This window comes from Sphingomonas sp. Leaf198 (genome assembly GCF_001424005.1).
Lineage (GTDB): Bacteria > Pseudomonadota > Alphaproteobacteria > Sphingomonadales > Sphingomonadaceae > Sphingomonas.
Window position 1 is genome coordinate 1008042 of the sequence record NZ_LMPX01000002.1, and the last position, 14128, is coordinate 1022169.

At 67.3% G+C, this 14128-nt stretch carries 9 protein-coding genes; 3 read left to right on the forward strand and 6 right to left on the reverse strand.

The window, feature by feature from the left end; genetic code table 11:
* Positions 1-133: 133 nt before the first annotated feature.
* On the reverse strand, positions 134-3034 hold the full coding sequence (locus ASG20_RS11640; RefSeq protein WP_056052282.1) for a TonB-dependent receptor domain-containing protein: 2901 nt from the start codon (positions 3032-3034) through the stop codon (positions 134-136).
* 248 nt (positions 3035-3282) lie between these two features.
* Between ASG20_RS11640 and ASG20_RS11645 the strand changes: the two genes are divergently transcribed.
* Positions 3283-4260: an MBL fold metallo-hydrolase gene (locus ASG20_RS11645; RefSeq protein ID WP_056052285.1), complete on the forward strand. Its 978-nt coding sequence runs from the start codon at positions 3283-3285 to the stop codon at positions 4258-4260.
* Here ASG20_RS11645 and ASG20_RS11650 read toward each other — a convergent pair.
* The 3 genes from ASG20_RS11650 to ASG20_RS11660 are packed head-to-tail and all read right to left on the reverse strand — an operon-like array spanning position 4257 to position 9239.
* Positions 4257-5456, reverse strand: a complete 1200-nt coding sequence (locus tag ASG20_RS11650) for a histidine-type phosphatase (RefSeq protein ID WP_231420726.1) — start codon at positions 5454-5456, stop codon at positions 4257-4259. The two genes, ASG20_RS11645 and ASG20_RS11650, sit on opposite strands and share 4 nt — an antisense overlap.
* A 1-nt stretch (position 5457) precedes the next feature.
* Positions 5458-6558 carry a Ca2+-dependent phosphoinositide-specific phospholipase C gene (locus ASG20_RS11655; protein WP_056052288.1) on the reverse strand — a complete coding sequence of 367 codons (1101 nt, stop codon included), beginning with the start codon at positions 6556-6558 and terminating at the stop codon, positions 5458-5460.
* Positions 6558-9239, reverse strand: a complete 2682-nt coding sequence (locus tag ASG20_RS11660; protein ID WP_056052292.1) for a TonB-dependent receptor — start codon at positions 9237-9239, stop codon at positions 6558-6560. Before ASG20_RS11660 ends, ASG20_RS11655 begins: the two co-directional genes overlap by 1 nt.
* A 225-nt stretch (positions 9240-9464) precedes the next feature.
* On the opposite strand from ASG20_RS11660, the gene ASG20_RS11665 reads away from it, so the two are divergent.
* Both ASG20_RS11665 and ASG20_RS11670 read left to right on the forward strand, forming a co-directional pair.
* Positions 9465-10883 (forward strand): DUF4139 domain-containing protein, encoded by a 1419-nt coding sequence (locus ASG20_RS11665; protein WP_056052295.1) that lies wholly within the window; start codon positions 9465-9467, stop codon positions 10881-10883.
* Entirely contained in the window at positions 10883-12415 is a 1533-nt protein-coding gene (locus ASG20_RS11670) for a DUF4139 domain-containing protein (RefSeq protein ID WP_156364254.1), read from the forward strand. Before ASG20_RS11665 ends, ASG20_RS11670 begins: the two co-directional genes overlap by 1 nt.
* Here ASG20_RS11670 and pnuC read toward each other — a convergent pair.
* Positions 12398-12976, reverse strand: a complete 579-nt coding sequence (pnuC, locus tag ASG20_RS11675; protein WP_056052298.1) for a nicotinamide riboside transporter PnuC — start codon at positions 12974-12976, stop codon at positions 12398-12400. The two genes, ASG20_RS11670 and pnuC, sit on opposite strands and share 18 nt — an antisense overlap.
* The gene (locus tag ASG20_RS11680) at positions 12973-14127 is read right to left on the reverse strand and encodes a phosphotransferase enzyme family protein (RefSeq protein ID WP_056052301.1); all 1155 of its coding nucleotides are present in this window, start codon (positions 14125-14127) and stop codon (positions 12973-12975) included. The genes pnuC and ASG20_RS11680 overlap by 4 nt, the downstream gene beginning before the upstream one ends.
* Position 14128 lies beyond the last annotated feature (1 nt).

The window sequence follows — 14128 nt, forward strand, 5'->3', positions numbered from 1 at the left end:
TTACCACGCGCAGTGTGCGGCACCCGGCAGCGCGCGCCCTGCTTCGTGTCCCGAAGACGACGGGCCGAACGGTATAGGGCGAGCGTGGATCGCTCCACACCCGCCCCCTTGCCCGCGTCGCTGCCGGACCTGGTCAGAGCCCCCAGGACAGTCGGACATAGCCGAACTGCCCCGGCACGTCGTAGGTGGTCGGATCGTAGTTCGGCCCGGTGCAGCTGAAGCATGCGGGGGGATCCTGGTTGAAGACGTTGTTCACGCCGATCGTCAGCCCCAGCCGGCGTTCGAGCCAGTCGGGCGTCAGCGTCAGCTGGACGTCGCCATAGAAGGTGTTGTCGAGCGTCTTGCCGTCGGCTTCCTTCACGCTCTTGATGTAGCGGCCGGTGAACGAGGCGCGCGCCAGGCCGATGTCCCAGTCGACGACCGCATTGCCCTTGAACTTCGGATAGGATTGTTCGGGCGAGCCGCGCGTCGTACCCTGGTAGTTGGTGGTGGTGAAGCCGACCGTCGCCGGGAAGCTCTCGGCGTATTTCAGCAGGATATTGCCGTTGAGCGAAAGCCCGAACGTCCCGGCCGAGGTCTGCGGCGAGCGATAGACCGCGGTCACGTCGACGCCGCGGGTGCGGATGCCGCCAATGTTCTGCAACTGCGCGTTGATCCGCGAGATCAGGCCGTTCGGCGTCCGTGAGATCGCCGCGCAGCTGAGTGCGTCCGCGGCCTGCGCGCAACGGCTGAGCGTCAGCGTCGCATCGGTGGCGGCGATCGCGTCGTCGACCTTGATGTCGTAGTAATTGCCCTCGATGCTCAGCTGGCTGGCGATCCCGCTGGTCCGTGCCCAGCTCGGCGCATAGACCGCGCCGAACAGCCAGGTCCGCGAGGTCTCGGGCCTCAATGCCTTGTTGCCGCCGGTCAGCACGCTGAGCTGACCGCCATTGGGCTCCTGATAGCTGCCACTCGCAGGGACGCCGTTGGCGATGCAGTTGGTGCGAACGGTCGCCGACGACTGATAGGGCGATCCGGCGACGTTGGTGCAGGGATCGTCGATCGACGCGTCCGACCGCGATTCCGCGCCGAACAATTCGCCGATGCTCGGCGCGCGGAAGCCTTGCGCATAGGACGCGCGCAACAGCAGGTCGCTGAACGGTTTCCACAGGCCGCTGCCGGTATAGGTCGTGTTGCTGCCGCTGATCGAATAGTTCGAATGCCGCACCGCGCCGCCCACTTCGAGCGACTGGATGAGCGGCGTGTTGTGGATCAAGGGCACGCGCAACTCGGCATAGACCTCGTCCGAATCGAAATGCCCGCGCGCCGGTTGCGCGGGGATGTCGGCGCCAAGCCCGGCGGTAATCAGGGGATCGGGCGTGAAGCTGCCATACTGAACGCGGTGCTCATAGCCTGCGGCGAGGCCGACGGCGCCGGCGGGCAGGTTGAACAGTTCGCCCGAGATGTTGGCGGTATAGTCCTCGAGGCTTTGGGCGCTGCGCGCACGCTCGTCGAACGCGATATAGCCGAGCATGGCCGGCGTGACCGAGCCTGCGCCCCCAAAGATGTTGAACGGTACGCACGCCCCGGTGCAGTTCGCGACCGGACCGAGCGCCTGGGCGAGATTGGCGGCGTTGATGTTGCCGGTGAACAGCTGCTTGGCGTCGTTGAAGCCGAAGACCGCGTTGACGTCCCAATAGAATTTGCGCTCGCCGAGATGGAAAGAGCCATCCAAGGTGGCGGTCGCCGACATCGTATCGACGGTCTGCGAATAGGTGCGCTGGCCGGCTTCCACCAGACGACGACGGACCGTCGAATAGTTTGCCGGACCGTTGCCGGCACCCCCCGCCGACAGCGTGTGGCCGAACGGGTTGTACGGATTGGTGGCGTCCACCGAGATCGTATCGAGCAGATTGCCGTTGCCCGCATCTGGCCCGATCACCAGCGGCAGGAACGCCGCCTGGTTCTGCGAATTGCGGCGCGTGTAGTTCATCTTCACGCGCAGGTTCACGGTATCGGTGAGCTCCTGCTTGGCGCTGACGAAGAAGCCGTAGCGCTCGGACGGGGTCAGGAAATAGTTGTAGGGCGAGAAGTTGAAGCGGTCGGCGGCGGTGAACTCCTTGAAATCGCTGTTCGGGCCGGTCGGGTTGGCGGCGTCGTAGCGTGGCCGTCCGAGGATAGGGGCGGACTTCAGCGTCAGGTTCCGGCCGCCGACCTGGAAGAATCCGTTGGGGGTCGCGCCCGAACAGCCGCCGATCGGCTCCTCGCAGGCGCGCTGGCCGGGATTGGGGAACTGCGAGATCCTGCGATCGCGCGTGCTGACCGCTTCCTGCTTCACGTAACTGCCGCCAAATACCACGCTCGTGCGCGGTGCCTGGATGCCGTAGCTGACGTTATAGTCCTGCGTATGGCCATCGCCCTGGCGGAACGTGCCGAACTGCGCGGACGCCTTCAGCCCCTTTTGCTGCGACTTGGTGATGATGTTGACGACGCCCGCGAGCGCGTCCGAGCCGTACAGCGGCGACTGGCCAGATTGCAGCACTTCGATGCGCTCGATCGACCCGACCTGGATCGTGTTGAGATCGACGGTCGAGGGGATGCCGCTCGCCGATGCGCCGTTGACGAACCGCAGCCCGTCGACCAGCACCAGCGTCCGCTTGGCGGTCAGATAGCGCAGGTCGATCTCGGCCGAGCCTGCACCGACGCCGCCGCCGTCAGGCGGATTGCCGATGTTACCCGAATTGTTGACCTTCGAATTGAGACCGCCGGCCGCGCTCGGCAGTCGCTGGAGCACGTCGGCGACCGACGACAGCCCGGTCCGCTGGATCGATTCCGCATCCACGGTCACGACCGGTGAAGGCTGATCGAGCGGGCTGCGCCGGATACGCGATCCGGTGACGACGATGTCCTCGCCGGGAGCCTCGGCGGTTCCTGTTGCCGCCTGATCGGCTGGAACCGACGTCACGGCCTGCGCATGAGCCGAGGCTCCGACCAGCATCGCCGCCAGCGCAAATCCGCCGGTGCCGAGACGCAAAAAGCTTTTCGATGTCCGCATAAATCCCCCCGTATGAAACCTAACGCCACCTCCCCAGGTGTATCATTATGACCCAAGAATGCCGCATCCGCGTAATCAAGCAAGACAATATTACAATTCCAAGCATGTTTGCTGCGAATAACCTCGATTACGTTGCACATGGGCAACGCGGTCCAGACCCTGTTTCCGTGCTGCGGCGGAGGCGCGGAACAGGTCCGGCGTGCGGGTACCGCATCGCGTTCGCGCCGCTTTGCCGCTACCACGCGACCATGCCGCGCAATCGCTATTACCAGGGCCCGCCGAGCGACCATTTCGATGGCGTGCGGTTCTTCAATCCCGGGCAATCGCCGACCGATCGCGGTCTCGGCGACGTCCTCCGGTGGAAGCTGGCGCGAGGTGCGGCGCGGTGGCCGCGCTCGGTACCCGTCACCCCGGCCAAGCCATCGCCGCGGGTCGATGGCCTGCGGATCACGATGGTCGGGCACGCCTCGCTGCTGGTGCAGGTTGCCGGCCGCAACATCCTGATCGATCCGGTCTGGTCGGAGCGGGTCAGCCCGGTCTCGTTCGCGGGACCCAAGCGCGTCGCCGCGCCGGGGATCGCGTTCGACGACCTGCCGCCGATCGACATCGTGCTGCTCAGCCACTGCCATTACGACCATCTCGATGTGGCGACGCTGCGGCGTATCCAGGCAATCCATGCGCCGCTGATGGCGACGCCGCTCGGCAACGACACGATCGTCCGCGCCGCGGTTCCCGACGCCCGATGCATCGTCGGCGACTGGTGGGACCGGCTGTCGCTCGGCAGCGACATCGCGACGACGCTGACGCCCGCAAGCCATTGGGCGAACCGCTGGCCGAACGACGTGCGGATGGCGCTATGGGCGGGTCATCACCTCGCCACCCCCGCCGGCACGATCTGGTTCGTCGGCGATACGGGCTACGGCGATGGCGCGATCTTCCGCGAGGTGCGCGCGCGGCTCGGATCGCCCGATGTCGCGCTGATCCCGATCGGCGCGTACGAGCCGCGCTGGTTCATGGCGGCGCAGCATGTCGATCCGGCCGAAGCAGTCGACATCTTCCGCGACGTCGACGCACGTCGGGCGCTCGGCATCCACTGGGGCACGTTCCAGCTCACCGACGAGGCGCGCGATGCGCCGCCGCGTGCGCTCGCGGCGGCGCTGGCAGCCTCCGATATTCCTCCGGACCGGTTCGTCGCCGCGGTGCCTGGGGGCGTGTACGACTTCTAGCGGACCGCAGCCAGGCGCGCCGACAACACCCGCTCGAACACTGCGACCGGGCAAAGCTCGCCGCCGCATCCGGGGACCCGCAACGGGGCGACGGTCATCGCCCGTCCACCCGACCTGAGCGCCTCGGGCGACTGCGTGCGATAGGACACGCGGACGAACGCGCGCCCGCTCCGCGTCTCGCGAACGCGCTCGAACAGCAGCGCACCACCCGGCGGTACGTCGTTGGTTGCATAGCCCGACGTGACGAGATCGACGTCGAGCGCCGCCGCCAGCGCGGTGACGTTGGTGTCATGCCCCATCAAGACATCGAGCTTCGGCCCAGTCTCGAGCGACTGCAACACGCGGCGGCCGAGCAGCGCCGCCTGATGCGCCGCCATGTACGGCGGCCGCGTGAACACCGCGAACAACGCGGCGTGCAGCGCGCCCAGCCGCTTCAGCCCGGCGGCATCGACCCGCCCCCAGCCGACATCGCGCGCGGGCAAACCCTCGACATATTGCAGCAGCAGGACCTGCGCGACGCCGGACGTGCCACGGATCGGCCCCTCCAGCGTGATGCCGTGTCCGTCGTCCTCGGCCGACACGCGCGGCGCCCCGCCCGGTACGCAGCCGCTGCCGCAGCCGAGCACGCGGTCGAGCTCGGCGATGGCCTGTCGGTGCCGCTCCACCAACGCGGTCATGCCGCCGGTGGAGCGGTCGATATCGGCGATCGCCACCTTCGCATCGAACGCGGTCGCGTGCGCACGCAGAGGCTCGAACATCGGATCGACCGTCCCGACCGGGCGATGCTCGACCGCGATCGCGCAACCTGGCGCAAAGCCGTTCGCGTAATCTTCGCCGCTGTCGATCGTCCGCTCCGAACTGTTGCTCGCGATCCGCACCGCACCCGCCTTCGGGCAGCCCTGCGGATCGAGCAGGCCCTTCGCGGCCAGCCATTTCCGGTCTTCGCCCGCGACGATCTCGAGCGCGCGCGCGCCGTGGGGCGTGACCCGGCTTTCGGCGACGCTCCATTGCGGCCAAGGCGTCGCGGTGCGCGTCCCGTCCGGCACTTCACCCGACAGCGGCGCGCGGATGCCGTGCCGCATGAACAGCACCGCGCGCTCGGTGACGAAGGCCGGGCGCGCCAGCGATTGCGCGGTGCTGCCCGTGAGCGCGAAGCCGGTGCCGAGCACCACGGCGAAGAGGGCCGAAAGCTTCATGTCAGGGCGCAACCTTGCAAGGCGTCGTGACCAGCACCGGATTGCACCGCGCCATCGCGCCGCCGGGCAACGTCACCGCGAACTTCAGCCCCGCCGGATCGGGCGCACCCGGATAATAATCGGTGCTGACCGCCTGCGCGCCGCTGTCCGCCGCCGCCTTTGCCTTGGCCAGGTCGTGCGCCCGCGCCTCGACGGTGTTGGCGTCGGTCCGCGTCCGCACGATCACGCCCGCCTTGACCAGATCGCGGATCCGCGCGCCGTCGACCAGCGGGTCCTGGACGATCTGGATCGCGCTCTCGGGCTCGCCGTCGGGATACCAGCCGAACATCGCCCGTCCGCGCAGCGAAGGATGGCCCACCCGGTACGCATTCGACACCGCAGGCCGCACGTCGAACAGGATGTAGATTCGCCCCCGCGCAGCCTCCAGCGTCGGCCAGCCCTTGTCGTGCACCGCGCCCGCCAGCGTCGCCGCGTCGCCCCGAACCTCATCGGGCACGATCAGCCGTCGTCCCGGTATCGCCTGGCGGATTTCGCGATCGAGTGAGTCGAGCAGTGTTGCGTCGTCGAGCGGCAACGGCGCTGCCACCAACGGCGACTGCGGCGTATCGGCGGCGTTGATCGTGATCATGATCGGCAGGTGCCGCGGATGCGCGCGGGACCACGCGGTCACCTCGCCGAGGCAGCGCTGCAACGTCACGCAGGTCGAGATATAGTCGATGTCGGGAACGTGGAACGACTTGTAGCCCGGCCGCAGCATCGCCGCGCGGTCGAACGCGGTCTTCTCGCCCGCCGCTTTGGCGATCTGCTCGCCCTTGGGGTTCGCATAGCGTCCACCCTTGGGGTCGGCGAAGATGTCGATCTCGATCTGCCGCAGGCCATGATCGAGCTGCGCGGACAGCGGCAGGTGATAGTAATCGAGCGCCGCCGCGGTCTTCGGATCGCGCTGGCGCAGCGCGGCCATCACCGCCGCCGGGATCTGCGCCTTGAAGCTGTTGTGCGACCCGACGACCTGGATGTCGTTCATCCGCAGCGGTTTAGCGGTCTGCGCACCGACGCCGCTGGCGAGGACGAGCGCGGCGAGCATGGCATGACGGGCGCGCATCAGAACTGCGCCCGCACGCCGAACAGGATCGTCCGGCCCCAATAGTTGATCTCGCCGAAGCGGTTCTCGTCGTCGTTATACGTGTAGAGATGCGCGCCCGACAGGTTGATCCCCTCCAGGCTGAACGTCACCGAGTCGCTCGCCTTGACCGAGATGTTGCCGTCGAGCGACCCGAACGGCGCGGTATAGACCGGCGCCTGCGTCGTGCTGCCGGTTCCCGACAGATAGCGGTCGCGCCAGACATAGGACAGCCGCGTCGACAACGGACCCTTGTCGTAGAAGCCGACGATGTTGAAGCTGTTCTTCGACAACCCGATCAGCTCGTCGCGGATCGGCCGCGCGCCCGCGGTGTAGCTCGCCTTGACCGAGGTGTGCGTATACGAGGTTTGCACGCCGAACCCGTCGAACGGCGCGGGCAGGAACGTAAAGACCTGATTGTACGCCGCCTCGACGCCGTACACCTTCGCATCGCCGCCATTGACCTGCGTCGACAGCAGCACCGTGCCGCGCCCGGGAATGTCGATGTTGACGTTCTGCTGCGTGATGTAGTCGTCCATCGCCTTGTAGAACACCGCGCCGGTCAGCGAACCCGCACGGTTGAAATACCATTCGAGCGAGCCGTCGAACTGCGTCGCGAGGAACGGCACCAGCTGGGGATTGCCGCCGCTCGCGGTCGGCGCGTCGGTCGAGACAGTGATCCGCGGCGCGCTGTCGGTGACGTTGGGCCGCGTCAGCACGCGGCTGGCGGCGAGACGGCCGACCAGGTCATGCGTCAGTTCGGCGCGCAGGTTGAAGCTCGGCAGCCAGTTGTTGAACGTCTTGGGGAAGCTTGCCGGCGTCGCGACGTTACCCGTCGTCAACGTGCCGCTCGCCACCTGATCGGTATGGACATAGCGGATGCCGATATTGCCGGTGACCGGCACGCTTCCGGCATCGAATCCGTAATCGGCGCGCGCATAGGCGCCCAGCACCTTCTCGGTGACGACGAACGACGAGCGCAGATCCGCGGGGGTCAACGCCGACGCCTGCACCGCGGGGGTGAAGAATTTGTCGAGATAGGCCTGCGTCACCGGCACCAGGAAATTGCGCAGCGTGTTGCCGGGAACACCTTTCAGGAAATCGTCGTACGGCAATTGCTCGTACGCGCCGGTGCCGAGGCTCGACAGCGGGGTGTTGGGCGCCGGATTGACGATGAAGTCGCGCCGCGCATAGTCGCGCTTGCGCCAGTGATACTCGCCGCCCGCCGCCAGCTTGGTGATGAAACCGTCGAAATCATGCGCGAGATCGGCGCGCGTGAAGAAATCCCAATCCTTGCTGTTCTTCGGCGCGATGTTGAACTGGTACAGCTGGTAGTTCGCCGGGTTGGTCGGATCGACCGGCGTGGTGAAGGTCGGGATCGCCTTGTAGCCGGCCGACGCATCATAGGTCAGCGGTGCGAAGAACATCGCCCGGCTGCGCACCGTGCCTTCGTCATAGTTCGGGTGATAGCTGTGCGCGCTCGACCAGTTGACCGCGCCCGAGGCGTGCCAGGCATCGGAGTCCCAGGTCTGGCGCAGACCGATGTTGAGCAGGTCGTGCCGGTTGAGACTGTATTCGCGCGACGCCATGAACCGCACGTCGTTGATCGTCGCGGCGATCACCGTGTCGCCGTCGAGCTTCACGCTGGACGGCACGATGACGGGTCGGTGCCCCGACACGCTGGAATCGTCGGGATAGACGTCGAGACCGAATTCGTCATAGGCGACGTCGAGCCGGGTCGCGAGGACGTCGAACGTGGTCTCGAATTCCGCATTCGGCTTCCACTGCGCGGACAGCATGCCCGAGATCCGCTTGCGATCCTCGGTCTCGATCGTCGGCCGGGTCCGCGTCGGCGTGTACAGCCCGGCGGGCAGCCCGCCCGAGGCGGCCGACGTGAACTTGTCCAGGTTCCAGCCGAAGTTGATGAAGCGATCGTTGCGGACCGACTTCGCCCAATATTGCGCGCCCGCCAGGATACCGAACGTACCAGCGGCATTCGCGAAGCTGGTGATCAGCGTCGCGTTCGGCTTCACCTTGTCGGTCTGGCTCGTATAGGTGCCGCGCAGATTGACCGTCGTCTTGGTGCCGACGTCGAGCGGGTGGAACGTCTTCACGTCGATGTTGCCGCCCAGCGCACCCTCGGTCATGTTCGCGGTCGGCGTCTTGACGACATCGATGCTCGACGTGAATTCGGCGGGCAGCATCTCGAAGCGGAACTGGCGGCCGTTCGCGCCGCCGTTCTCGATCAGGTCGTTCAGCGCGACGGTGCTGCCGTTGAGCAACGTGCTCTGGAACTGCGGCCCCAGGCCACGGACGCTGACATACAGCCCCTCGCCGCGCGGCCGCGTGATCGTCACGCCCGGCACCAGCTGCAACGCCTCGGCGACGTTCTGCGTCGGGAACTTGCCGATGTCGGTCGAGCTGATCGAATCCACGCCGTAATCGGCGCGGCGCTTGGTCTCGGTCGCCGCCTTCAGGCTGCGCGCATAGGTGCCCGTGACTACGATCTCGCCAGCGTCGTCGCTGCCCGCGGTCGTGCCCGTCTGCGGATCGACCGCTGCCTGATCCTGCGCCGTTGCGGGTGTTTGCGCCTGTGCCGTAGCGGCACCCGCGACCAGGATGAGCGAAACCGATGCCCGAAGCAGGCCTTTGAAACTGCGCATTGAAAGACGTCCCCTGCGGCCATTGTGCCACCACCGGCGCCACTAGGTCCGTTCCGGGTCAGTTTCGCGAAGGCTTTGCTACAGTCTCGTTACGCACGGCAATGTTTCGCCCGATCGTACATTTTATCCGGTCGAACCGCCGCGCCGGTTTCGCGATGCTGGACAAAGCTATGCATTGTCGTCGTCCCGCCGCTCGGTCATGCTGCCGCCAAAGGGGACGATCACATGGTCACGGTACGCATCGCAGTCTTGTTGCTGGCTGTCTCGACGTCGGCGTCCGCGATCGCGCAATCCGATCCACCGGTGCCGGCCAGCGGGTCGGCGCAGGGAGATGTATCCGCGACGATCTACACGAACGATATCGCGCTCATCCAGGATATCCGCCGCCTCGATCTCCCGGCCGGTCGCACGCGTCAGTCCTTCCCCGACGTCAGCGCGACGATCCGCCCCGAAACCGTATCGCTGAGCGCGCCCGACACGACCGTCGTCGAACAGAATTTCGATTACGACCTGCTGACCCCGTCGAGCCTGATGGAAAAAGCGGTCGGCGAGACGATCACGCTCGTCCGGACCAATCCCGCGACCGGTGCCGAAACGCGCGAGCGGGCGAAGGTGCTGGCGGTCAACGGCGGCGTGGTGCTGCAGATCGCCGACCATATCGAAGTGCTGCGCGACGACGGCCTGCCGGTCCGCGCGATCTTCGACAAGATCCCGACGAATCTGCGCGCCCGGCCGACGCTGTCGGTGACGCTGGCGAGCACCCGCGCCGGGTCGCGGCTGGCGACACTCTCGTACCTGACGCGTGGGCTCGGCTGGCAGGCGGATTATGTGACGCTGTTCGACGACAAGACCGGGACGATCGACGTGCAGGGATGGATCACGCTGCGCAACGCGACCGGCACCAGCTTCGACAGCGCGAAGACACTGCTCGTCGCGGGCGAGGTCGCCTCGGACGACGACAACCAGACCTTCCGCCCCAACCGCCGCCCTGCACCGATGCGGCGCGCCGGCACCGAAAGCGCGAACCGCGAACAGCTCGGCGATTTCTACCTCTATCCGCTCAAGGAGCGCACCACGATCGCCGACAAGCAGACCAAGCAGGTCAGCTTTCTCGACGTCAAGGGCGCGAAGGCCAGCGCGGGCTACGAATATCGCAACGCCTGGCTCGGCACGCAGACCGAACCGCAAAGCGCGGGCAGCATGCTGCGGTTCGCCAATTCGGCGGCCGGCGGCCTCGGCGACGCGCTGCCCGCGGGGACGGTCCGCGTCTATGTCCGCGATCAGCGCGGCCAGCCCCAGTTCACCGGCGAGAACCGCATCGAGCATACCCCGCAAGGCTCGGATATCAGCCTGCGCACCGGCGACGCGTTCGACGTGAAGGTGCTGCCGGTGGTGGAAGCGCATACCAGGTTGTCCGAAGATCACTGGCGCACGACGATGCGCTACACGCTCAGCAACGCGCGCGCGAAGCCGGTCGTGGTCGATCTGATCCAGGCGGGGCTCGACTGGTCGTGGACCGATACGCGCGTGCAGGCCGAGAGCCAGAAGAGCGAGCGCCAGAATGCGGACAGCGCCCTCTGGCATGTGACGGTGCCCGCCAACGGAACGTCGGTCGTCACGGCCAGCTTCGACACCCGCAACTGATGCGCGGTGTCGTCGCCCTGCTGGCGATGCTGGTCGGCGTTCCGGTCATGCCCGCCACGGCGCAAGCGGATAGACCAACCTCGAAGACCGTCGCCGCGTCGCCCCCGCGGCACGTCTCCGTCACGGTCTATCGCAACCCGCATCGCGAGCGCGGGCAGGCACCCGATCTGCGGTATCTCGGCGGTTTCGCGGTGGTGACCGAGACCCGGACGATACGACTGCCGGCGGGCGAAGCGGTCGTGACGTTCGCAGGGGTCGCGGGCGGAATCGTTCCTGCCAGCGCGATCATAACCGGACTGCCCGGCGGCACGGTCGAGAAGAACCGCGACGCGCGGCTGTTGTCGCCGGCCGCGCTGATCGACGGATCGCTCGGCCGTCACGTCACGCTGACCCGCACCTCGCGCGCGACCGGCGCGGTGCGTAGCGAGGATGCGGTGATCGTCGCCGGGCCGGCGGGCGGCGTCGTCGTGCGGACCGCGCAGGGCGTCGAAGCTCTTGGCTGTTCGGGCCTTCCCGAGAGACCGTTATACGCGAAGATTCCAGCGGGTCTGTCGGCGCAACCCGTGCTCAGCGTGACGACCCGCAGTCCGCGCGCGACGACCGCGACGATCACTGTCTCGTATCTCGCGTCCGAGTTCGACTGGGCGGCGAGCTATGTCGCGACGATCGCCGCCGATGACCGCACGCTCGATCTGTTCGCGTGGATGACGCTCGCCAACGGCAATGCGGAGAGCTTCGCGAACGCCGATGTCCAGGTCGTCGCGGGTCGGCTCGAACGCCGCGAGATTCGCACGTACCGCGACGCGGTCGCCGGTCTGCGCCTGGAATGCTATCCCCTCGGAACGACGACGTCGGATCTCGAGACCGTAGACGCGCCCAAGCGCGACGAGATCGTCGTGACCGGGTCGCTGATGGGAGCGCCGGTGGTGATGATGGCCCCGCCAGCACCTCCGCCGCCGCCGCCGCCACCCCCGCCGGAAGACCTTGGCGATCTGAAACTCTACCGCGTGCCGGAGCCCGTCACGGTCGCCGCGAACCAGATGAAACAGGTCGCCTTGCTGAGCAGAACCCACGTCCCGTTCGAGCGGCGCTATCGCAGCCAGGTGCAGCCAGGCCAGACGATCGCGGAGACGCCGGTCCGGATCGAACTGCGCATGCACAACGAAACGCGCGCCGGGCTCGGCCTGCCCCTCCCCGCCGGCTCGACCGCGTTGTACGTCGAGCGTGACGGCGCGCGCAGGCTGATCGGCCTCGGTCGCGCTGCCGATACTCCGACCGGCCAGCGGTTCACGCTAGCGGCAGGCACGAGCCCGGGGGTCCTCGTGCGCCAGGTCGGTGACCGCACGGGCCACGCCGTCGTCACGCTGAGTAACGCCAACCCGTTCCCTGTCGCGGTGGAGATCGGGATCGGCGGTGCCGGGCAGAAGGCGTTCGAAGCGCCGACCGCCGCGCTCCGTCGCGTCGACGGCGTTCAGACCTGGAAAGCGACGGTGCCGGCGAACGGAACCGCGACCTTAGGCTATGGCTATTGAGGCGTCCTTACGGCCCGCCGCGCGCCAACGCCGATAGCCGACCACCGCCAGCACGATCATCGCCGCGTACAGCCCCGCCGTCGGCAGCAATCCCTTGAACACGAACATCCCGACATAGAGGCTGTCGACCGCGATCCACAGCAGCCAGCTGGCGGCGTGGCGGCGTGCGGTCCAATATTGCGCGACCAGACTGAAGCTGGTCAGACCCGAATCCATCCACGGCAGCGCCGCATCGGTATAGCGGCTCGTGAACCAGCCGATCGCGATCGCACCGACCGCGCCAGCCGCCAGCCCCGCCGCCAATCGCCTTGGACGTAGCGGCGCGACGACGACTTCGCCCGCATCGTCCTGACCCTTCGTCCAGGCGATCCAGCCATAGACGATGGCCAGGCCGAACAGTGCCTGGAGCACCATGTCGGCATACAGCCGGACGTCGAGGAACAGTTTGAAATACAGCGCGCAGGCAACCAGGCTGACCGGCCAGCACAGCATCCGCCGCGTCGCGGTCAGCCAGATGCCCGCGAAGCTGACGACGACCGCGACGATCTCGAGCGCGGTCATCGGTCGTTCGCCGCGACGTCGATGGCCCGCAGGAAGTCCTGCCCCGCGGCCGAGCGAAACCAGTCGGCATGGCCGATCAGATACCCGTCCCACGCCAGCGCGGCGGAGGCAGGATCGGCGACGACGCTCGTGAAATAATCGATCTCCGACAACGCGAACTCGACATGGACCAGCGGCACCAGACGGACGATCGTGGTCAGGTCGGCACGGCTCAGCGGCGCGATCGTCGCATAGCCTGCCAGCAGCGCGCGCGCCGCTGCGGGATCGCCAATCGCGTCGTCCGCCCCTTGCCCCAGGTCGAGCCAGCGGATCGCGGTCCGTTCGATCGCGGTCGCGATATCGTGGACCGCACAGGTGCGGTCGGCGAGCCCGAAATCGAAGATCGTCGCCACGCTGTCGTCTTCCGCCCAGAGCAGATTCGACGGATGCCAGTCGTTGTGCGTCCACAACGGCGCCTGCTCGGCCAACAGGGGCGACAGCCCCTCACCCAAGGTCGCGAACAGCGGTGCGAGTTGCCGCCGCCAATCCCGATCCGCCAGAAACGCCGCCATCGCAGGACGCGCCGCGACATAGTCTTCGGTCGCCGCCATCGGATCGCTTGCCGGGATGATCGTGAAGCTGGCGACGAGCGGTTGCCGACGACGCGCCGGCGCATCGAAGCCGCGTGCGGCCCGGTGCAATGTCGCGAGCGCGACGCCGGCGGCATGCGCATGGTCGAGCGACAGGAACGGCGTCCACGACATCCGGTCGCGGTACAGATCCGCCCCCGGCGCGGTGCGATGCAGTTCGTACCGCCAATCGCCGACCGCGACCGCACTCGATCCGTCGACGGCGCGCACGAGTTCCGGCACCGATACACCGCTGGCCGCCAGATGCGCGATGAACGCATGCTCTTCGGCCAGCCCGTCGAGCGAGCGCAGACGATGGTCGTGCCGTTTCAGGAAAAATACACCGCACGTCGTCTGCACCAGCGCGGCGGCGGAAAACGGTCGTGGGGAGTGCCAGCGCAAGTCCGTCAGCGCGCCCACGCTCGGGAACAGCGCAAGCGCCTTTGCCGCATCGTCAGCGGTGATCGCGGGCCAGGTCGGCGCTTCCCATTCGGTGCCCATCCCGTGGACGAGGTGGCCTGCGGGCGAAGCCGGCGCCGTCATC